At 37.7% G+C, this 21,296-nt stretch carries 19 protein-coding genes and 1 pseudogene; 5 read left to right on the top strand and 15 right to left on the bottom strand.

Translation table 11 applies throughout. The features are described 5' to 3' along the window. Positions 1–13: 13 nt before the first annotated feature. Complete coding sequence (locus Q8G36_RS17645; protein WP_305162593.1) at positions 14–1,177, bottom strand: serine hydrolase domain-containing protein; 1,164 nt, start codon at positions 1,175–1,177, stop codon at positions 14–16. A 575-nt stretch (positions 1,178–1,752) separates the two neighbouring features. Here Q8G36_RS17645 and Q8G36_RS17640 point away from each other — a divergent pair. After that, the gene (locus Q8G36_RS17640) at positions 1,753–3,786 is read left to right on the top strand and encodes a serine hydrolase (RefSeq protein ID WP_305162592.1); all 2,034 of its coding nucleotides are present in this window, start codon (positions 1,753–1,755) and stop codon (positions 3,784–3,786) included. A gap of 432 nt (positions 3,787–4,218) precedes the next feature. Here Q8G36_RS17640 and Q8G36_RS17635 read toward each other — a convergent pair whose 3' ends face one another. Then, positions 4,219–6,399, bottom strand: coding sequence for a serine hydrolase domain-containing protein (locus tag Q8G36_RS17635; RefSeq protein WP_305162590.1), 2,181 nt, complete (start codon positions 6,397–6,399; stop codon positions 4,219–4,221). 18 nt (positions 6,400–6,417) lie between these two features. Then, positions 6,418–6,684 carry a hypothetical protein gene (locus tag Q8G36_RS17630; protein ID WP_305162589.1) on the bottom strand — a complete coding sequence of 89 codons (267 nt, stop codon included), beginning with the start codon at positions 6,682–6,684 and terminating at the stop codon, positions 6,418–6,420. Positions 6,685–6,945: 261 nt separating this feature from the next. Between Q8G36_RS17630 and Q8G36_RS17625 the strand changes: the two genes are divergently transcribed. Both Q8G36_RS17625 and Q8G36_RS17620 read left to right on the top strand, forming a co-directional pair. Continuing rightward, positions 6,946–7,536 carry a sensor domain-containing protein gene (locus Q8G36_RS17625; RefSeq protein WP_305162588.1) on the top strand — a complete coding sequence of 197 codons (591 nt, stop codon included), beginning with the start codon at positions 6,946–6,948 and terminating at the stop codon, positions 7,534–7,536. Positions 7,537–7,540: 4 nt separating this feature from the next. Continuing rightward, a complete protein-coding gene (locus Q8G36_RS17620; protein ID WP_305162587.1) occupies positions 7,541–9,331 on the top strand; it encodes a hybrid sensor histidine kinase/response regulator transcription factor in 1,791 nt (596 codons plus the stop codon). A 394-nt stretch (positions 9,332–9,725) separates the two neighbouring features. On the opposite strand, the gene Q8G36_RS17615 is transcribed toward Q8G36_RS17620, so the two are convergent. From Q8G36_RS17615 to Q8G36_RS17605, 3 genes and pseudogenes are all read right to left on the bottom strand, one after another. Further along, entirely contained in the window at positions 9,726–9,983 is a 258-nt protein-coding gene (locus tag Q8G36_RS17615) for a hypothetical protein (RefSeq protein WP_305162586.1), read from the bottom strand. 155 nt (positions 9,984–10,138) lie between these two features. After that, a pseudogene (locus tag Q8G36_RS17610) lies at positions 10,139–10,817 on the bottom strand (tyrosine-type recombinase/integrase). Between the two features lie 479 nt (positions 10,818–11,296). Continuing rightward, complete coding sequence (locus Q8G36_RS17605; RefSeq protein WP_305163093.1) at positions 11,297–11,836, bottom strand: helicase; 540 nt, start codon at positions 11,834–11,836, stop codon at positions 11,297–11,299. A gap of 290 nt (positions 11,837–12,126) precedes the next feature. On the opposite strand from Q8G36_RS17605, the gene Q8G36_RS17600 reads away from it, so the two are divergent. After that, positions 12,127–12,564 (top strand): hypothetical protein, encoded by a 438-nt coding sequence (locus tag Q8G36_RS17600; RefSeq protein WP_305163094.1) that lies wholly within the window; start codon positions 12,127–12,129, stop codon positions 12,562–12,564. A gap of 265 nt (positions 12,565–12,829) precedes the next feature. Here the strand turns inward: Q8G36_RS17600 and Q8G36_RS17595 are convergent, their stop codons facing one another. The 6 genes from Q8G36_RS17595 to Q8G36_RS17570 form a co-directional block, all read right to left on the bottom strand. Beyond that, positions 12,830–13,267: a GNAT family N-acetyltransferase gene (locus Q8G36_RS17595; protein WP_061466068.1), complete on the bottom strand. Its 438-nt coding sequence runs from the start codon at positions 13,265–13,267 to the stop codon at positions 12,830–12,832. Positions 13,268–13,402: 135 nt separating this feature from the next. Then, a complete protein-coding gene (locus tag Q8G36_RS17590) occupies positions 13,403–13,558 on the bottom strand; it encodes a hypothetical protein (RefSeq protein ID WP_305163095.1) in 156 nt (51 codons plus the stop codon). 158 nt (positions 13,559–13,716) lie between these two features. Further along, the gene (locus tag Q8G36_RS17585; protein ID WP_305163096.1) at positions 13,717–13,899 is read right to left on the bottom strand and encodes a hypothetical protein; all 183 of its coding nucleotides are present in this window, start codon (positions 13,897–13,899) and stop codon (positions 13,717–13,719) included. Positions 13,900–14,368: 469 nt separating this feature from the next. Next, positions 14,369–15,643: an IS110 family transposase gene (locus tag Q8G36_RS17580; protein ID WP_305163097.1), complete on the bottom strand. Its 1,275-nt coding sequence runs from the start codon at positions 15,641–15,643 to the stop codon at positions 14,369–14,371. 198 nt (positions 15,644–15,841) lie between these two features. After that, complete coding sequence (locus Q8G36_RS17575) at positions 15,842–16,024, bottom strand: hypothetical protein (protein WP_336622974.1); 183 nt, start codon at positions 16,022–16,024, stop codon at positions 15,842–15,844. 137 nt (positions 16,025–16,161) lie between these two features. Further along, positions 16,162–16,734, bottom strand: coding sequence for a recombinase family protein (locus Q8G36_RS17570; protein WP_284472129.1), 573 nt, complete (start codon positions 16,732–16,734; stop codon positions 16,162–16,164). A gap of 480 nt (positions 16,735–17,214) precedes the next feature. Between Q8G36_RS17570 and Q8G36_RS17565 the strand changes: the two genes are divergently transcribed. Next, positions 17,215–18,153 (top strand): DNA/RNA non-specific endonuclease, encoded by a 939-nt coding sequence (locus Q8G36_RS17565; protein ID WP_305163100.1) that lies wholly within the window; start codon positions 17,215–17,217, stop codon positions 18,151–18,153. A 756-nt stretch (positions 18,154–18,909) separates the two neighbouring features. On the opposite strand, the gene Q8G36_RS17560 is transcribed toward Q8G36_RS17565, so the two are convergent. The 3 genes from Q8G36_RS17560 to Q8G36_RS17550 all read right to left on the bottom strand — a co-directional run. After that, a complete protein-coding gene (locus Q8G36_RS17560) occupies positions 18,910–20,079 on the bottom strand; it encodes a serine hydrolase domain-containing protein (protein ID WP_305163101.1) in 1,170 nt (389 codons plus the stop codon). A gap of 337 nt (positions 20,080–20,416) precedes the next feature. Next, positions 20,417–20,746 (bottom strand): DeoR family transcriptional regulator, encoded by a 330-nt coding sequence (locus Q8G36_RS17555; RefSeq protein WP_305163102.1) that lies wholly within the window; start codon positions 20,744–20,746, stop codon positions 20,417–20,419. 126 nt (positions 20,747–20,872) lie between these two features. Then, positions 20,873–21,296 (bottom strand): hypothetical protein (locus Q8G36_RS17550; protein WP_305275126.1); only part of this gene is annotated, 424 nt, incomplete at its 5' end.

Below are 21,296 nucleotides of genomic sequence, written 5' to 3'. Positions count from 1 at the left end.
CTTTCCTTTTTGCCTACTTGCTAAATTCAGCAAGTAAAATATTTTTAAAAGGATCAGAACCACCATTAGATTTATGGCCATTCAAATTGATGGCCAATGTATGCTTGCCTCCAAGTGTGCCTCCAGCAAAAGTAGAAAACCCTGGAACACCGCCTGCGTGTCCCCATATCGAGACGTGGTTTGGAAGCTTAGTTTCATAGATTCCAAGACCATATCCATCGATCCCTTCCATTCCAGTAGGAACCGTAGTAAGCATTTGTTTTAGTTGCTGTTCCTTCAGTAATTTGCCACTGAGTAAGTAAGAGAAGAATTTGTTTAAGTCGTCAGCAGTAGAAATCAAATCTCCATCCGAGCTACCTGGGTTAGAATAAGTAACGTCTTTTAGCTCACTTTCTCCGTCATATCTTTCATATCCACGGGCATGCATGGTACCTGGAATAACCGTTGAATTGCCAGGCAGGAATGTATTCGACAATTCAAGCGGTTCAATAATCCGATTTTCAACCTCTTCCGCATAGCTGTTTCCAGTCACTTTTTCAATAAGGATGCCCAGTAATACGTATCCTGTGTTTGAATAAGACCAGCCCTTTCCTGGAGCAAAGTCTGGGGGAAGAGAAACCCCCATCTTTACGAATTCTTCAGCTGTATACGATTTTTTTGTATCTTTAATATCAAAGTCTTTTGACTTTATGTAGTCAGCTATACCACTTGTGTGATTCAATATCTGCCGGATAGTAATCTGGTTACTATCATATCCGTTTCCTTGAATGACACCAGGCAACCATTTTTCAATGGAGTCGTCTAGATTCAAGCGGTTCTCTCCAGCTAATTGGAGTAAAACCGTCGCGATGTACGTCTTCGTCACACTGCCAATGCGAAAGCGAAATTCTGTTTTCATTGGTTTCTTGGTTCTCAGATCCGCTACCCCTGCGGCATAACCCCACGTTTTTCCACCCTCAGCAGTTTTAGCAAGTATCCCAGGGTATCCAAGTTGCAGTGTATCCCGCATTGCTTGCTTAACAGAAGTACGTTCTCGTTGGGTACTTGTTTGTAAGGAACTAGATACATTTTGAGTGGGCTCTGCTTTTATAATTGAGGTTGGTGTTGTGTATAACAGAGAACTTCCAGTTATTAAAAGGGCAAGACTTGCAAATGTAATTTTGCTACGTGTTTTCATAAGGTATTCCTCTTCTCTATTTATCTTGTATAGTTTGTTGTTTGCTGTTTCGTATTAACCACACAGCTATTATCTCCACCAATGACAAAAGGTCAAAATCGAATTCGTAATCATATTCATAATTATTATTTTTACAATCGCCATTCTGCCCTAAGTAAATTCCTCTTTTTTCCACATGTATGTTAACCCTAGAAATTACTTCTTTTCCTTAAAAGACTCTTGTTACTGGTTTGTTTTTCATAAATAGGTCATACCTGTTTCCCCTTTCACGCCTCTTTATATTTTTATCATGCACAATGAAAATCACCCCTCCTCCTTTATTGTTAATGCGTTAAGAACTGCTCTTTGATTCTATGTGTTTTTCTGTCACATACGGTAGTGTCAAAATGTCATAGTTTCTATGACATAGCTATTAATACAGCCGTATCCCACTCAATTTTTGTTGTTCTTTATGAATATGACAAAAGTTCACTATCGACTATGACTCGCCGCTTGCTACACTTTGTTCATACGCTAACGAGCCGCTAACTCGTTGTGCTAACAAAAAATTTCAATCAAATAAAGGAGCGTACAAAATGAAAAAAGCAATTAACAAACTGGGGATCGCTGCAATTCTTCTTACTTCTTCAACCATGATTTCTGCGTGTTCCCAACAATCGTTAGAAGCAGAAAAATCAAAACCATCGGAATCCACGGCTAATACCCAGATGACGAAAGGACCTAATAATAAAAAAGAAATAGAATCTTTTGCTGATCCGTTATTTGAAGAAAAAATGAAGAAGTTCAATGTGAACGGTTCTAGTTTTGTCGTCGTTCATGATGGAAAGGTCGTTGTCAATAAAGGGTATGGATATGCCGATAAAGAAAAGAAAATCCCCGTCACTAAGGACACGGTCTTTCAAATCGGTTCAGTCACGAAAACTTTTACTGCTTTGGCTGTGATGCAGCAAGTCGATAAAGGAAAGCTTAAACTAGATCAAGACGTACAAAAATATTTTGGTGGATTACAAATACCTAATCAAACTGGGAAACCTCTTACCCTGTTTGATATGCTCACTTATACCAGCGGGGTGGATTTTCCCGATCTTACAAACATAACTGGACCTGAATATATTAATAATAATAATAGTATACCGATGAAAGAATTTTTCTCTAAACAAATGCCAACTGTGGTACGGCCACCAGGAGAGGTTTATACGTATGACAACGTCGGATTTGCGCTCGCAGGGTTTGCAGTGGAGAATGCTACCAACACCCCTTTCTCGAAATATATGGAAAAGAATATTTTCAAACCATTAGATATGAAATCTACAAGCATGAGCTTTACGCCTGATCTTCTCGAAAAAATGGCTACACCTTATGGTCCCACTGGCGATCCGATTCCAGCAAGCGGGAGCGGTTTAAGGGATACACCACAAGGAGGCATTTTATCTACTGCGGAAGACATGTCAAAATACATGATTATGCAACTACAGAAAGGAAAGTTTAAAGACAAGGAAATTGTAAGTAAAAAAAGCTTGGATATGATGCATGCCTATCAAGTTTTTGATGATAAGACGATTCCTGTTGCGACAATTGGATTTGAAACGCCTTTTAATGAATTTGCTAACGGTCAACATGTTGTAATAAAAGGGGGAAGCATGCCTGGACATCAATCACTGCTGATTTTAGTGCCTGAACAAAAAACAGCATTCTTCATGTCTTACAATAATGATTCAATGATGAGTGTAGACATATATGAAACTCTCATGGATCACTATTTCCCTGCTAAGAAGAATGAAGGAAAAACAAGTTATCTCCCGTTAGAGGAAAAAGAAGCTCATAAATACTTGGGCTTATTCCAAAATACGCGTTTCGCTGCACTTCGCACTCATTTTACTTATGAAAATGGGAACTTGGTCATGGAGGGTGGAACTGGAAAACAAGTTCTCAAAATGATTCATCCGTTGTTATTTGAAGATTCGGAAGGCAGCAAAGTTGCTTTCAAAAAGAATTCAGCTGGAGAAATCGCATATTTTCACTACAACTCTCCTAAAAGTCTTGATTTTGTAGCAGATGCCCAGAAAATTAACAACAAACCGCCTTTTGATGACGTTCCACAAAAGAGTAACTATAGAAGTCACATTGATAATCTTCATGCTCTAAATATCATGGGTGCTAAAACAGGTAATCTATTCAAACCGATGGACATCATGACACAAGGAGAGTTTGCGGATACGTTGTTACTTGCTTATGGATGGAACGGTTTTCCAGACGACTCCAAGGAGGCAAGGGAAAAAGTTATGAAAGGAATTCCAGGGTATGACCGTGCTACTCCGATTACCCGACAGGTCGCAGCAACCATGATTCAAAACTTAAAGCAAATTCATGATTTGAAACCGATTCAACCTGACAAAGCTATTAAAGTTAAATTACTTGATGCTGCGGATGACTGGGCATTTCAATCGATTCAGGCACTTGCCTCCCAAGGAATTCTAGACCCTGATACTTCCATCAATGCTGACGGATCCATTACCTTCCGTCCGAAGGATTTGTTACTGCGTCAAGAAGCAAGTGCTTTGCTGGATTTAGCTTTTGGCTATTATGCACTACCTAACAAACAGCAGTAGATATTTTATTCATAGATTGAATCATGAAAAAATTGGATGCTGATGAGAAACCAACATCCAGCTAAAATAATACAAAAAATTCGACTTTGTAAGATCTTTATGAAAACGGAAACGATTCTAAAGATAATGCGATACATCTTAAGTTTTTGCATTTAAAGAAGGAACCTATTATGAAATATGATAGGTTCCTATTTTGTTATATAGGGGGGAATCATACTTACCCATCAACTTAAGAAATTAATTGTTCCCAAAAACGAAAAAATGAGCCAAAATCTCATAAATAACTGTGGAGGAGTAAACTTTTCGTTATGGGGGTAATTAAAAATCTTAGCTTGATGGGCATGTGGCAGTACCCCTTACATGAAGAGACTGCAATCTCAGCAAGAAAACCGACACCGCCCTCGAATAAAGGGCACGATGTCGGCTTTAAACTTAACGGCCAAACTCCTTATTGAATATTTTATCGCGAGCCGCCGAGACTTCCGGGGCCACCGAGTTGATGGCCGTTACCAAAATATGCTTCCCGCCTATAGGTCCGCCAACTCTCGTTTCAAATCCGAAAGTACCGCCGGCATGCCCCCAATAGGATTGCCCGTCCGGTGTTTTTCCTTCATAAATTCCTAGTCCGACTTTACCCATAGGTGAATCTACTGCTGTGAGCATCTGGTCCATCATCTCTTGATTTAGAAGCTTTCCACCCAACAGCGCACTGAAGAAGGTGGTCAGATCATTGACTGTTGAAACCATATCTCCGGCTGCATTTGCCCATGATTGATTCACTTCTGTCAAATCATACAAATGACCCGATTTGTCCATATTATATCCTGTGGCATGCTCACCTGGAATATAGGAACTATTCCCCATCACGAATGTCCCTGTCAGCCCGAGCGGTTCGATGAACCTTTTCCTGATCTGCTCCGCATACGTATCTCCTGTTACCTTCTGAATAATTTGACCGGCTAGTACTGTATTGATGTTGGAATAATTCCATCCCTCCCCTGGTGCAAATACAGGTGGCTTTGCAAGTGCCAAACTGATAAGCTCGTCGGCGGTATAATAACGGAATGGATTTTGAGGTAAGGTAATATCTCGCATATTCGAATCAGTATAGCTCGCAAGCCCGCTTGTATGGTTTAATAACTGACGAATCGTAATTTTTTTACCGTCATACCCGTTACCCTTTATGACCCCCGGCAGCCATTTTTCGACCGAATCATTCAGGTTCAATTGTTTCTCCTCAGCCAACTGCAATATAACGGAAGCGGTGAACGTCTTCGTGATGCTTCCAATACGGAATGAAAAGTTCGGCTCCACCGGGCGTGGTACTTCGTAGCTGGCTGTACCTGTAGCGTGGGACCAGCGTTTCCCGTCCTTTAGCCCGCCAGCCACGACACTTGGGACTCTTTTGTTGGTTATAACTTCATCCATGACGCATTTGACTTCTTCCCGATGCTTGCTTTTCTTTTCCTCCTCCTTGAGTTCTTTTTTGGCTTCTCTTGCGAATTCCGACGCTAAAATATCGTTGATATGTTTATCCGCATTTCCTAGTACATTGATATTTATAGAGATGACATGATGACCGTCTTCCGTTCCGCCTGCAAAGTTGGTAAATCCGGGAATACCGCCGCCATGTCCCCATACGATGGTGCCGTCCGGTAGCTTTGTTCCGTGTATGCCAAGTCCATACTTTCCATATGGGGAGTCGGCTGTGCTGGTCATCATTTCCTTCTGTATCTCTGGTTTCAACAGCTTTCCGCCTAATAAAGCGCGGAAAAACGTCGTCAAGTCTTCCCCTGTCGAGATCATTTCCCCGCCGGCGTTAGCGAATGATGGGTTAAGCACAGTAATATCTACTAATTTACCTCCAATGTTCAAGTAGCCGCGTGCATTTTTTTTCGGAATATCTACCGAGCTGCCAGGGAGGAACGTTTCTTTAAGTTGAAGCGGTTCAATAATTCGTTTCTTAATCTGTTCGGCATATGTTTCCCCGGTGACCTTCTGGATAATGAGCCCCATAATAGCCGCATTCGTGTTCGAGTATGCCCACCCCGTTACCGGCTCTAGCTCCAAGGCCCGGGCAATTAACTGTTCCGGTGTATAATTTTTGCCTGGATTTTCGATTAATTTAGTCTTGAGCTCTGGAGTCAAATAGTCTGGAAGTCCGCTTGTATGATTTAACAATTGACGAATCTTAATGTGATTGCCGTCGTAACCATTGCCCTGCACAAGCCCCGGCAGCCATTTCTCCACCGTATCATCGAGACTTAGCTTCTTCTCGCCAGCAAGCTGCAAGGCAACCGTAGCGGCAAACGACTTCGTTGTACTTCCGATCCGGAAAGCGGAGTCGGCGTGGATGGTAGTATCAGGGTCTACGATTCCTTGTGAGGCAAGTGCTTGAATGGCTTGGACCGCCCAGTCATCCGCAGCATCAAGCAATTTTACTTGATTGGCTTGTTCAGGCTGAATCTGCTTTAAGTTTTGAATCATGGTTGCTGCGACTTGTCTGGTAATCGGAGTCGCACGGTCATACTCTGGTATACCAGTTATAAATTGCTTCTTGGCCTCTTTGGTTGTCTGGGAAATTGCTCCATCCATGTGCAAGCAACAAGGCATCAGCAAATTCTCCTTGTGTCATGGTGCCCATCGAATCGAATCGAATAGATTGCCTGCTTTAGCATCCATGATGTTTAAAGCATGAAGATTATCGATGTGGCTTCTATAATTACTCTTTTGCGGGATATCAGCAAAGGCCGGTTTGATGTTGATTTTCTGGGAGTGAGCGATAAAGCCTACCCCTTTAGGGTTGGTGTAATAAAAATATGCGATTTCCCCAGCCATATTTTTTTTGAAAGCAACCTTATTTCCTTCCGAATCCTCAAACAACAACGGATGAATCATTTTGAGGACATGTTTTCCACAACGAGTAGTCAGCTCGTCCGTGTATAAAACGAGTGTAGCAAGCGGAAAGTCATAGTAGCTAGTGACCTTTCGTCATCTTCATGCATGACATAAAAAATAGAGCGTAATACGGGTAGTTTTATAGTCATGACCTATAAATCATGACACTTTGACACTACCATATGTGACAGGCGAAAAGTTAGGATCGAAGAGCGGCTCATAACGTATTAGTATAGAAAAGAAAAAGGAGGAGAAATTCTAATGACGAAAGAAGCAGCTCAAAAAAGTTTGCAAGATTTCTACTTTTTGTTGTTTACCTTCGGATCTGGATTGTTTTACTTTTGCTTCTATTTGGCCAGCATTACATTTGCACTAGTGATGACAGTTATCTTCGTAGGTATTCCCTTGTTAGCGAGTGTGTTGCGGACAACTCACACGTTTGTCCAGTATGAACGTATTCAGACGAAGGTTTATACGGATATATCGATAGAGCCAATCCTACCAAGGACAAAAAGTGGAGGGGATAAATGGATTGAAGCGAAAGAAGTAATTCTTAATAGTAACAATTGGAGGGCTATTTTTTGGCTCATGCAGAAATTTCTTATTGGGGTAATTAGCCTCATATGTGCCGTTATATTGTACGTAGCTCCGCTTGTATTTATCGTTGCACCGTTACTTTTTCTATATCTTGAGATATATTTATTAGGAATAACTGTGAATTCATGGAAGGAAGCTATATGTTTCATGATCGCTGGGGGTATTCTCTCTTGGATACGTACTTATATTGGAAACAGTTTAGTTCAAATGATTGGAAAGTACACGATTTCCATGTTCAAATCTATTAAGGGGTGATAATTTGTTTGGGATTTTGAAACAATGGTTTTGGTATGACTGGGTATTACTTTGTATACGTTTTGTCATCTGGCTCTCAATGATGTTAACTACTATCCAACACCAAGACCATTTGACTGTACCACTTTGGATCATCATTCTTTGGGAAGTAGCCTCATTTTCAGTACCTTGGATTTGTTTAATGTTCAGTTATCGCTATTATCTGTTTGCTGAGATAGTTTTGTTTGGTGGAGTTTGCTTCTACTTAATCTTATTATTTCCAGCGGCTTATCTTGCTTTTTTAATGCCGACTTTCATGATCGCGGCAAATAGTGCCCATAAATCATACCGTTGGTCGGGTTCTATCACAATTGTTTTGTTTCCGTTTCTCATTGCAATATTTTCCCGTGAAATAGATGTATGGGTGATTATCCTACAAATGGGTCTGGCTTTTGCAATGGGATTTTCCTTTCGTTTACTCGTTGTTAATTACCGTAACAATGAAATTATTCGCAACCAGAATCATGTATTGGAACAGTATTTATCCCAGATTGAACGAATTACTTTGCTAGAGGAGCGTGATAGACTCTCAAAAGATTTGCACGATACGATGGGACATTCCTATACCTCAATCATTATGGGGATGGAAACATTACGTACGGAATTAAAGACAAAAGATGGGGAACAAAAGCTTGACTCATTATTGAAATTGGCCCGTAACAGTATGGCAGAAGTGAGAACGTATTTACATCAAATGGATTCACAACAAGAATCACTTCCGCTAATTGTTACCTTGAAACAATTAGCGGAAGAGTTCCAGAAACATGCAAAAGTAAATGTACGCACTCGAATAATAGGGGAAGAATACACGGTCCCCAAACAAGTGAAAATGACACTGTATCGGAGCTTGCAGGAAGCACTGACTAATGCTGTGCGACACGGACAATCTACCGAAATCATTGTGTCACTGCATTTTGAGCCGCAACAGACGAGATTGGATGTGCAAGATAATGGCTTCGGAGTGGAGGAATGGAAAGATGGCTTCGGGTTAACTGCGATGAAAGAACGTGCGGCACAATTACAAGGTAGAGTCACTATATACTCCGAAAAAGGCGAGGGGACGCTCATCTCATGTGCGTTACCTAGACTGGAACAATTATCCAATGAACGAATCCGCTTGTGTATCGTCGATGATCATTCGTTTATTCGAGAAAGTCTCTATACAATCTTGGATGAACAGAAGGACTTGCAGGTAGTGGGCATGGCTGAAGATGGAGAGCAAGCTGTAGAATTGTGTGGAAGCCTGAATCCAGATTTGGTATTAATGGATTTGGAGATGCCTAATCTGGATGGGATTCGTGCCACCAAAATAATCAAGGAGAAATGGCCTGACATTCGTGTCCTCATCCTGTCAACGTTTCAGGATATAGAAAGGGCGAAGGAAATCATTCGAAGCGGCGCTGACGGCTATCTGCTAAAATCCATAGAGTCACGTGAACTAACTGAATCGATTCGCCTCGTCTATCGGGGAGCCACTATGATTGACCAAGATTTGTTTCATAGAATGTGGGATGGAAATGATGAGGCTGAGCCAGCCGGATTGAAGTTAGATGGAAAAGAGTATGGCTTAACGAAACGCGAACTAGAGGTTTTGAATCTTTTGTCTCAAGGAATTCGTTATAAAACAATTGCTTCGAAACTTTACTTATCAAACGGCACTGTAAGAAATTACGCTTCCACTCTCTATGATAAATTGGGAGTCAAAAATCGAGAAGAAGCCGTGCAAAAGGCAAGAGATACAGGATTACTTTCATAAGAGGATTCCTTTCATCTGCTAGGGGTGTGTGAACATTCAAGGTTTCAGGGGACCACATGTCAAAAATATGTGTTATAGGCGATTTTATAGCTTCTATAAATAATGTTTTGTTTTTGTTATAAGTTTTTAAGTAGCTCATGTTTAATTTTCAATGAAATTATATAAAGACAATCATATAAAACCCAACATAATCGATCTTATTTTGGGTTTTATAATGAACATTAGCATAAGAAAAAGCGATCCTTCTTAATAAAGAATTGCACACATTTGAATTAAGTATTTGGATTACGGTCATAAACTCCTCGATTCATCTGCTTTTATAGATCAGGTCGAACTAATCCTCTTCTGAAAGGGAACCTTTGGTTCTCCACTTTTGCATTACTTTATAGTGAACTTACAAAATAGTTTTCCAAATCCCTTCTGGGAAACCCTGTTTCTTTGCCATTTCAGCAATAGAAAGACCTTCTTTCCAGTATTGGTCATATTCCTTCTGATTAACTTTTAGCAAATTATAGATTGATTTATAATCATAGTGGATTTGATAAACTACTTTCCCTTCTTTTTTATAATTTTCTTCCGTTTGAACACTTTGTGATAAAGTTAGACACATTGCAAATAAAAGAAGTACACTTTTCAAGGTTACCTTCAACACCGATATAAAACCTTCCCTTATATAGTTCATTTTTATTGTGTCGGGTTCTAAGTAAATTTTATGTCCCTTATTTTAAAAAGCTGAATAGAATAGCTTTCTGCAACTAACCTGCCCCGATAGTTTATTAAGAACAAAATAAAAAGGACCTTGGTCCCTTAAAAATACTTTCTATACAAGTCTCTCCGCATTGCACCACTTAGATATGCATATATTTTTGTGGTTTCACTTTTTTCATGACCCATTAAATTTTGAATCACTTCTAGAGGCGCTCCATTATTCAATAAATTTGTGGCATAACTATGTCTAAGCTGGTGGGGATGAATGCTCTTTTTAATGTCCGTTCTCTTTGCTACCAGTTTTATAATGTTTCTCGCTTGAGAAATACTCATTCGATGGGGTGCGCGTGTTGTCACAAATAGTGCTTCCTCATGATCTTTTCGCTCACTTAAATATCGCTTCAACCATATTTCACAACGAGTATTGAAATATACTTCTCGTTCTTTACGCCCTTTACCTAAAACGATTGCTGATTGATTAGAGAAATTGATTGAGGCCCTATCTAGAGTTATTGCCTTCACCAATTCTGCATCCTGTTGAATACATAAACTCAAATAAAGCATTTTCGAATGTTGTATGACAAGCTTCCCGCAAATGTTCAATTTCCTCTTCAGACAAGTATTTTGGTACCCTTAATTCTAATTTTGGTTCCTTGATTTTGGAAGCAGGATTTCCATTAATTAAATGTTCATCCTGAGCCCATCTAAATAAAGATTTAATAAATCGAATTCTGTGACCCAGACTGGATGGCTTAAGCTTTTCAGCTGCTTTTCCCAGATAAACTTAAAGAGAATTAGTTGAAAGTTCTTGAATGGATATATTTCCAAAACTATTCACCAACAAGTTAAATTGGACATAATAGGCCTTTAATGTTTGTGGAGAATAACCTTGGATTTGCTTATCTGCCTTATATAAACCCCATACATCAGTTAAGATCCTATTTGTTTCTCTCCAATCTATACCATATTAATTGACAGTATAGACAAAAGAAGAACTATTATACTAGATTAGTAGATTTTTATATTAAGTAATAACACCTGTTAGCTAAAGAAGAAAAACTGCCTTAAAACAGGCTTCAATCTTCAGCTAACGCACCCGTTAGTTGAACAAAAGTGGGTCAGAACATAGCTTAGAAGGTAACGCTCTGCTAGTTACGAAAAGGTGATAAGGTAGAAAATTGTTAGAGAAAGTTTTTCGTAAAATGACTTAGGCTGGTTTGTCTTGTTAGCTGTCGTTTTTTCGACTCTAATATTTCCTCACTTCTTCAAGGTCTTTTTTGTTTGACAAAAGATAAAATGATCATCAGGATTCCAAACGTGCAGATGATCAGCACGGTATCCTCGCAGCCACAACACGCCGTTAATTCGTCTAAGATAAAATCCTCTCGGAAAATCATCGTCTTCAGTTAGTATCTCCGACGCTATTGTGATGGAACCTGATGGAGCTTGATGTCGCTGTAAAGGATTCCCCAAATAACCTTCAGGCTGATCCCGATACCCCAGTCTTAGGTGAGGTCCCAGCTCAAGGGGACACAATTCCAAACCAAGTTCGCTCGCTTTTGTAAAGATCTGAGCCGTAGTAGCTCCATCAGGAAACCCAAGGTCGCCTACGGTTAGTTCAACGGTCTGAAGGCTGTACTTTGTATCAGAAGTCGTAAATTTATCATCAGCTAATAGCCTCTCTCCATACTCATTCATCAAGATAGAGTATTGTTGTAATTTCTGGATAAGCTGCGATTTCGTAAGTCCGCCAACCTCTACTGTTCTGATGATAACTGGACAATCAGGGTATAGCAATCGTAATCACTCCTAACATATTGGGTACATAGACTGAAAAACCGATATAATGGACTGCATTTTAATATTCTACAATTCCCCATAAATTTCCTTGTTTAACTAAAACCTGCCCCTTTAGTTCCGTAAGAAAAAGACTGCATTAGCAACCTTTCTTATTGAAGAAAAGGCCTGTAGTTGAAGAAGGGAATTAACTCAATTAAATTCAGGGTCCGAATCAATGAAGTGATGGATATAATTCAACTTACAAAGGAAACATAATAATAGAACAGTTTCAATAAGAAGGAGTTATAATGAAACAATTTTATTTAGTTCCAATAAAATATTTTGTAGTATGCTTAGTTGCTGGGTTACTTTTTTTCTTTAATGAGTCATTTGTTCAAGCACAAGAAAAAAATCCAAATGATAAAATCGTTAAGCTAAAAGACGGAGAAACTCTCAATGTAGCTCATCCAGAATTACTAAAAAAGAGAGATGAAGTATGGGAAAAGATTACTAAATCTAATTTTATTGATGAGGTTGAACAGAAACTTACTGAAAATGGATACAAAAAACGCACTATGACAGGCGAATTTGACATCAATTTTCAAATAGTGGATTTGGAAGTAGATGAAAAGCCTGGTGAAAGTAGAGTTGAGACAATTAACAATATCGACAAAATTGTTAGAGAATTAGCAAAAGAAAATAAAGTAGTTCCAACTATTACAAAAGTAACATTTCACAAACAATAGTTTTTAGCTGTTGAAGGGTTCCTAAACCAACAAAAACAGTACCAGAAATGGTACTTTCTTTGATCGTTAATGAACCCTTCTGCAACTAACCTGCCCCGTTAGTGCCATAAGAAAAAGGCTTCCTCAGCAACTAATTTCCTTATTGAAGTAACGCGATAGATAGTAATAAAAAAAGAACTGATTACTCAGCTCTTGTATACTAAATAAGCACCGTATTTTTAAAAAAAGTAATGATTCTCTAAACGAAGCGTATCCCTATTTTTAATCACAACGTTTTTCTAAATGAATAGCACCATTTATCATAATCTAATTTCTCTTCATAAAAACGGTGAGCATTGTTTCGCTGAATTCCAGATTCTAATGCCACATATGCAGCTCCATTTTCTTTTGCCCAGTTATGTATATAACTTAATAGTTTCTCTCCAAACCCAAATGAACGGTAAGCAGTATCTGTTACCAGATCATAAATAAAAACGTGACGTTTATTATAAAAGTTAACTCTCCAACTTAAACCAGCTAAGGATACAATCCGATTATCCTTATATAAAGCATACAAAGAATACCCATCTTTCCTCATTTCTTCAAGTAACTCCAGGTATGTCTTTTGAGTTAACTCTGTACGTAACTGATTCATAATTGGAAAGGCTTCTAACCATTGTTCTTTATCTGTTAATTCTTGTATTGTTTCTACCGTAGAATTCACATTAACACTCCTAAAAAGTTTTATTAATATTAAATTCAATTTTGAACACCGTAATTCCTTCTTCAACTAAACTGCCCCGATAGTTCCATAAAGAAATAGCTGCCTTAAAGACAGCTCTGATCTGTTAGCTTAATATTAAAAGGTTTTAAAAATTGAATTTAAAACAATGAATAGAAAAATGATAATAGCAACTACGATTGCTTCAAATGTGAATTTTTTTTTCTGTTTCTTTTGCTGTAATTTCTCCCTGTATTCCATTTGAATCTTTTTCTTTTTATCATCTAATTTCATATTGCAGGTAGACTCCTTAATGAAAATAATTAAGTTTATATTACCATAAAAAACCATATTTGTTCTTAAGCTATCCTGCCCCTTTAGTTGCATAACAAAAAGGTTGCTTCAGCAACCTCCCTTATTGATGTAAAGCACACGTTAGCTTAACAAACAATTTAATGATGTGAATTATTTACCTTGTTCCTTTTTCCAAGCGAAAACCCAGCAGCTAATAAAGATACTGTCGCTAAACCAACTCCAATAATCATAGAATAGTCGAAATAATTTTTAAGTGCCATACCACTAGAAATAGCTACAATAAACAAAAGTAAAAAGAAAACCGTATAATTCTTACTCATAATTCCTCACCACCCTTTAATTATATTACCAAAAAAAGCAAATAAATTGTTGAACTCCCTCAGTTTGATGCGAATATCTCTCGAATGCTCACTTATTCGCAGGATTTCATAACCCTTTTAATTAAACTTACGGGTAAATGAAATGAGTTCAGATCAGTTAGGCTTCGTGAAGGCATAGTTAAATAAAGGAGTCAGCTATCACTCCATATTTTACCATATAATGCACATCTCCACGCCGCCCCTGGAGGCTTTCCCTCCCATGTCTCAACGGGTCAATTGCCCTCTCATTCCTTCGTCATGCCTATCCAAGGGGTGGAGGCCAGTTATGCTAACCTGATGGGTCACAGTGCCCTTTTGTTCAAGAAACCTGGTACTCCGTACATATTTGAAATCCTACGAATAAGACAACATTCAAAATTAAAGTTGACTATTATAAAATGATACTTTTTATATAACTAATGTTTTATTTCTATGCTGCTAAAGGGATTGATACTTGGACTTTTTTTGGACAATAAGACTCGTTTCGTCGTGCTATTCCTACAAAAATCCTTGCTAGTTTACCTATCAGTTTCATGATTGATTTCATTTTCTTTATCTTCTTTACCTTCACATTATGGGAATGGACGGCTTTAAACTCAGGGTTATTCATCACAAGGCTCATAGTTGCTAAGTAGAGGAATCGTCGTAGTCTTGACCTTCCACGCTTTGAAATGACAATCTGACCTTTCCATTTGCCTGAACTTGCTTCAGCTAGATGTAATCCCGCATGCCGTAATAGAGAGTTCCCGTGAGAGAAACCACTTAGATCTCCTGATTCACCCAGTATCCCAGCTAATGAAATTTCACTTATTCCTTTAATTATAAGTAGTTTTTTTGCAAATGGTATTTTGTAGAGAACTTCTTTAACATTTTGTTCAACTCTTTCGAGTTGCTTTACAGCGAGGTCATATTCCTCTAATAATTGTTCTAAATGGAATTTATAAGCATCAAGAGCTTGTCCGGTCCCAATAGAGGATTTGGCTAGATTGATTAGTAATTGAGCCTTCTTGGGTCCTGGTTGTCGTTTCATTAAAGACTTCCAGCCCCTCATGACATCTAGTGTTTCTAGTGAAGATATTTCATCCGGTGTAGGAAATAAACGAAGGGTGGCGATCGCCCCTTTGCACGTTACATCTTTAAACACTTGTCTGAGTTCAGGAAAGACCACATCCACCCATCGATTTACTTGATTAATAGACATCACGAGACGTTTAACAATTACATCACGGTTAGAAATTAGAACTCTAAGTTTCTCAAATGATTCGGATGTGGGACGAACAAAGGAATAATAGCCGTTTTTGACCATATCCGCAATAACGAGGGCATCTTTTTTATCACTTTTCGATTGAGTATTGTCACGATTCTCTTTATTCCTTTTTACTAAGTGGGGATTCACAGTGACTACCTCAATGTTTTGTTTATCCAGCCATTTTGATAGGTTAATCCAGTAATGTCCTGTAGGTTCCATACCCACTATTGTGGAATCTAAGTTTTTTAGTTTTAGTAAGTTTTGAATCCAACTTAATAGTTTTACGAACCCCTCTTCATTATTTTCAAATGTAAGAGGATCTCCAACTACAATTCCACGAAAGTTAACAGCTCGAGCAACGTGTAATTGTTGGGCTATATCCACACCTACAATTAGATGTGTATCGGAAATTCTTTCTATTAGTTGATTTTGTTTGTCTTGCATTTTAAAATTCATAGTAGGGCTTCCTCCTTAAGACTTTGAGTTAGATTGGACTCTATACTCGTATCTTACTGAGGGGCTCTATTTTTTTCAAACCTGATATTTAACGATCTACAGGAATGCTAACCTGCCCCGTTAGTGCCATAAGAAAAGAGCTACCTTAATGACAGCTCCGATCTTAAGCTAACGCACTCGTTAGCTTAAATATCCAATTTATTTATCATTATCTAAATCATCATCAAGAAAAGACTTTTTATCTTCTTTAACTCCATACTTATTTTCAAGAAATTGACCAATTATCGAGCTGTTTATTCCTTTCCTTACTGCTGTTTCGATAACTATATATAGAATAAATAACCCAACAATATAAAAAACAATAGCTATGAAAACCTCCACCAAAAAGCCCCCAAACAAATAACAATTATTAACTTTATTTTACCATAAAACGCAAAATTTCTTATGGAACTAACCTGCCCCTTTAGTTCATTAAGCAAAAAGGCCACCCAATGGCAGCCCCGGATTCAGTTTAAGAATCATTTAATCTTTGCATATAACGTGGAACGTGGAACTCCTGTAGTTTTTACAATGTCCTTTACACTCATTCCGTTTGTTTCACGTTCATTATATAGCTTAATAGCACGTTTTAAAGTCTTTTCATCTTGCCCTGGTCTTCCCATATGTTTCCCTTGCCTCTTAGCTCTCTCCCGACCTTCTGTAGTTCTTTCTACAATAAGATCACGTTCAAATTGTGCGAATGAACCTAAAATATTAAAAAGCAGTGTTTGTAAGCTGTTTCCTTCGTTTGAACCATCAAACTTCATATCTTCTTTTACAAATCTTACATTAACCCCTTTTTCAGCTAGTTCATGAACTATCTTATTCAAGTCCATAATAGAACGAGCTAAACGATCTATTTTAGTTACTACTAATGTATCTCCTTCTCGTGCAAATTCAATAGCTTCATAAAGTTGGGCTCTTTGTTTTGTACTTGTTCCGGTTACTTTTTCAACAAAAAGCTTTTTACACCCTTCACTTTCCAAAATTTCCTTTTGTGTTTCTAAATCTTGGCCAGTAGTTGAAACCCTCGCATAACCAATTAACAATATGTATCATCCTTTGTCTATAAGTCTAAGAACTTTTATACATTTAATTATAGACTAACTTTTAGACAGTAAACAAGGATAAATTAACAAATATGTTACTTTAGGTGATAATTTGCACTTATTTTAAGTGCTATTTTGCACGTATATTTACTTTTCATTTTTATTGTGGTTTTTTGTTGATTTGAAATAAAGTCTGATAATTTATAAAAAAGATTGATATTTTAAAACAAAGTTTGATAAAACCCTTTATTAAATATAGGGTTTTTCTTTTCCCCCTAAATCCCAGCTGCATTATTCGAGTTGCAATTTGAAACTGTACAAGCCTTTATTGAAATTTAATACTGCACACTTCGAACAAATTATCTACTGTAATAAAGTTAATCTTGGAATATACTATTATCAATAGGTTAACAATGTTAATCTATGTTAAATTCCGAGATTTTTAGAATGAACAGTATGAAACTATTATAGGAGAGTCCTAAAATGAAAAAGAAAATGAACTATTTAATCTTACTTTTAACGACCATCTTTATGGTTGGTTGTACCAACGTAGAAGATGCATCCGTTACAGATGGAGAAACAGATCCACAAGAAGTAACCACAGTGGAAACAAATAAAAATAGCGAAAAAGAAGAAACTATCACTACGGTTGTTGATGAACCAGTAGTAGAGGAAACACCAACCCAACCAAATAATGAACTCTTCTCAGGATACAAACTTACTGAAGTTGATGGTGGTGATTTGTCTGGATATCGTGAACCTAACGTCGTCGTTGACATTGGTTATGGGGACCGTGAATATTGGGCATTTACTAATGAATACGGGCAACTAGTACGTGTCATTGCTGACGAAATCATTATACAAGATGACAGTAATGAACCTGTATTATCGTCTGGCAGATACTATTCTGATGAGGCAAAGGTTCCTGGTGTCGAAAGTGACGTTTTAGATGAAGGACATATCATTGCTGATTCTCTCGGAGGGGTATCGAATGCTTATAATATTACCCCACAAGATAGTACGCTTAACCGACATGGTGATCAAGCTTATATGGAAGACGTGATCCGTAACGCAGGTGGAGCTACTAATTTTGAAGCAATTATTACATATCCGAATACGGAAACGCAGATTCCTTCAAGTTATCAGTATACCTATACTTTAATGGGTAGAGAAATCGTTGATACATTTGACAATGTGAACCCTGATGAAGTAAACTCATCACTCGGTTTAACAGGCAGTGAGCCTTCTGATTCAACTAGTTCAAACACAAACGGTGATATTTCTAGTGTTGATACTAACGGTAATGGACAGGTGACGATTAAAGAAGCAAAAGCAGCAGGTTTTAGTATGCCAATAACGAGTGATCATTGGTTATACCCATATATGCAAGATAATGATAAGGACGGTATGGTAGGTGAGTAAGCCCCTAGAACTTTGAGGCAAAATAAATGAACGAAAGAACTGTTTCCTCGTTGGACGATTTATAACAATTTGTAAACGGATGACTTTAGTTCAATAACAATCTTCAACTATCGGGCGCTTTAATGGAGGAAAGACCATAGTAATATAATCAAATTTTTTTATAAAAGGGTGATTCAATTGAATATAGAAAAAGCGTGTTTTGATCAATTTTTTTTTCAAAACACGCTTTTTCTCTTGCTCTTTTATCAAGGTTTATAGGGTTAATTTAATCAAACTTTATTTCAAAGCTACATTTTTTTATCATCGAAAAAAGACGTATGGAAGGGGTATCACCAAACCTCGGTATTTTGTACGTTAAGCAAATCCCAGCAAAAAAAGCCGTTTCCTGTACGTTAGGAAATGACTTTCTTTAGTGTTCCTTAATCAACTAACGCACCCGTTAGTTTAAGTACAATCTTTCACAAATTGATATCTATCCTTGGAATTTAATACAACAAAAAGGTTCTAGAACCTTTTTGTTGTATTTACCTTTTAAATCCACCTTCTGAATGAATAATCTAACTTGTAATCCAATCTGCTTCATCGCTCATTAGAAATTTAATAGTTCTTGCAACTTTTAATGCATTAACCGTTATTTGAGAAGGAGTTAACTTTTTCTTGCTTAATAGCTAACTGTTTTTAAAAGTAAGTTGGGTCTTTTGAATCAGATAGGTATATTTTTAACTATAAAAACCATAACAAAATTTTCCTTTTTGCCTACTTGCTAAATTCAGCAACTAAAATATTTTTAAAAGGATCAGGACTGTTATCTCTACCCAAACTGTTCAAACTGATGACCAACGTATGCTTGCCTCCAAGTGTACCTCCAGCAAGAGTAGAAAACCCTGGAATGTTACCTCCGTGTCCCCATATCGAGGCACCGTTTGGAAGCTTAGTTTCAAAGATTCCAAGACCATATCCATCAATTCCTGCTATTCCTGTAGGAACTGTAGTAAGCATTTGTTTTAGTTGCTGTTCCTTCAGTAATTTGCCACGGAGCAAGGAAGAGAAGAATTTATTTAAGTCGTCAGCAGTAGAAATCATATCTCCAGCCGAGCTACCCATACTTGGGTTATAATAAGTAACGTCTTTTATCTCACTTGCTTCGTCTGGTTGGGAATATCCCCGAGCATGCTTGGTGCCTGGAATAACGCTTGAATTGCCAGGCAGGAATGTATCCGACAATTCAAGTGGTTCAATAATCCGATCTTCAATCTCTTCCGCGTAGCTGTTTCCGGTTACTTTTTCAATAAGAATACCCAGTAATACGTATCCTGTGTTTGAATAAGACCAGCCCTTTCCTGGGACAAAGTCTGGGGGCAGAGAAATCCCCATCTTCACTAGTTCTTCAGCCGTATACGATTTTTTTGTATCCATAAAATCAGCGTCTTTTGACCTTGAGTATTCAGCGATACCACTTGTATGGTTCAATATCTGCCGGATGGTAATCTGTTTACCATTATATCCGTTTCCTTGAATGACACCGGGCAACCATTTTTCGATGGAGTCGTCTAGATTCAATCGGTTCTCTCCAGCTAATTGAAGTACAACCGTTGCGGTGAACGTCTTCGTCACGCTGCCAATGCGAAAGCGAAAATCTGTTTTCATTGGTTTCTTGGTGCTCAGATTCGCTACCCCAGTGGCATACCCCCACGTTTTTCCTCCCTCAGAAGTTTTAGCAAGTATCCCCGGGTATCCAAGTTGCAATGTATCCCGCATTGCTTGCTTGACGGAATTATGATCTCGTTGAGTGCTTGTTTGTAACGTACTGGATACATTTTGAGTGGGCTCTACTTTTGCAATTGAGGTTGGCGATGTGTATAGCAGGGAACTTCCAGTTATTACTAGGGCCAGACTTGCAAATGTAATTTGACTACGTATTTTCATAAGGCATTCCTCTCCTCTATTAATATTGTATAGGTGGTTCCTTTTTGTTCCATATAAATCACACAGCTATACTTTGCATAAAATGACTATCCTTGTCTTCGTCTGCTTCGTCTTGATACTCATCCTGAAAAAGAAAACCCCTTTGTGGACAAGAGGTTTTCTCATCTTCGAAATTATTGTTTATGCACATTTTTATATATCGTTGATAATCCCAAGTTAGACAAATGTTTGTAAATGGTAAGGGAGTGCTAAAAAAGCACACTATATTATTAAAGACGTAGCTACTAAAATTAGTATATATTAGTCTCTCATTTCTTATTTAAGTAATTGTTAACTATTAAAAAACAGCATATACACTTACAGTAAATGGTTCAGAAGCATTACTAGGATTTGCAATATAAAGTAATCTTTTTGATACTACATTTGTACGATTTCCACTTAGTACACCAGTAAAAAGAACTGGATCTACTGCTGCAGATCTGTCTTCCATTACATTGAAACTAATTAAGTCTGGATTTCCTCCGCCTTCGATTTCCCATTTTAAATATTGTGTTCCTGATGGAAGACTTTCAGTGCTAAAATTTCCACTTGAACGGTTATTCTGCCCTTCTAAAGGACTAGGTTGTGATAATACAGTTGCTACTAATTGTTGTGATTTTGTTTCCATTTTTATTCCCCTTTACATAATAAAATATGTTTCATTAGGTTATGAATATAACCAACTAAATTATAACACTTATGGTTATAATAGGAAATTAATAGGATTTTATTCCATTTAATAGCCTGTCGCTATTTAGAACATATAATAGAAATGAAGAAACCCAACTAATCTTCTCATCTGAGGTAGCTGGGACCATGAAACAAAATGCCGGAACCATCCAATACGCTCCTGTCTAGCATGTTCCCTTCCGAATTTTTTCTTTTTTATAGGTTTTTCACCATTTCCATATTTATAAGCGAAATGCGCATCCGCCCATTTGATCATCTGATGCCCAAACGCTACACTTACCCCTATATAAATGGCAGAAAGTCCATGTACGGTGGTTGCAATAGCCCCATTTTTTAAATCTAAAACAGTAGCAATGAGTAAAATGATATCGACGATTGGCGTACAAATAAGCAACAATGTACCAAGCTTCTTTTTCTTTAAAATATATCTAACTAATAATCCTGCTAAAACAAACACCCAAAATCCAATCTCACAGAAAATAATTAAC

It is taken from the genome of Peribacillus frigoritolerans, from assembly GCF_030676415.1.
Taxonomy (GTDB): Bacteria; Bacillota; Bacilli; order Bacillales; family DSM-1321; genus Peribacillus; species Peribacillus frigoritolerans_A.
This window is presented reverse-complemented; position numbering and strand designations above follow the sequence as displayed.

Excerpts from the sequence above, each read along its gene's own strand:
- Q8G36_RS17565 (WP_305163100.1), top strand. The coding sequence starts at position 17,215 with ATGAAAAAGAAAATGAACTATTTAATCTTACTTTTAACGACCATCTTT.
- Q8G36_RS17625 (WP_305162588.1), top strand. The coding sequence starts at position 6,946 with ATGACGAAAGAAGCAGCTCAAAAAAGTTTGCAAGATTTCTACTTTTTG.
- Q8G36_RS17600 (WP_305163094.1), top strand. The coding sequence starts at position 12,127 with ATGAAACAATTTTATTTAGTTCCAATAAAATATTTTGTAGTATGCTTA.
- Q8G36_RS17635 (WP_305162590.1), bottom strand. The coding sequence starts at position 6,399 with ATGCCTTGTTGCTTGCACATGGATGGAGCAATTTCCCAGACAACCAAA.
- Q8G36_RS17640 (WP_305162592.1), top strand. The coding sequence starts at position 1,753 with ATGAAAAAAGCAATTAACAAACTGGGGATCGCTGCAATTCTTCTTACT.
- Q8G36_RS17590 (WP_305163095.1), bottom strand. The coding sequence starts at position 13,558 with ATGAAATTAGATGATAAAAAGAAAAAGATTCAAATGGAATACAGGGAG.
- Q8G36_RS17630 (WP_305162589.1), bottom strand. The coding sequence starts at position 6,684 with ATGATTCATCCGTTGTTGTTTGAGGATTCGGAAGGAAATAAGGTTGCT.
- Q8G36_RS17555 (WP_305163102.1), bottom strand. The coding sequence starts at position 20,746 with ATGGAAACAAAATCACAACAATTAGTAGCAACTGTATTATCACAACCT.
- Q8G36_RS17645 (WP_305162593.1), bottom strand. The coding sequence starts at position 1,177 with ATGAAAACACGTAGCAAAATTACATTTGCAAGTCTTGCCCTTTTAATA.
- Q8G36_RS17580 (WP_305163097.1), bottom strand. The coding sequence starts at position 15,643 with ATGAATTTTAAAATGCAAGACAAACAAAATCAACTAATAGAAAGAATT.
- Q8G36_RS17585 (WP_305163096.1), bottom strand. The coding sequence starts at position 13,899 with ATGAGTAAGAATTATACGGTTTTCTTTTTACTTTTGTTTATTGTAGCT.
- Q8G36_RS17560 (WP_305163101.1), bottom strand. The coding sequence starts at position 20,079 with ATGAAAATACGTAGTCAAATTACATTTGCAAGTCTGGCCCTAGTAATA.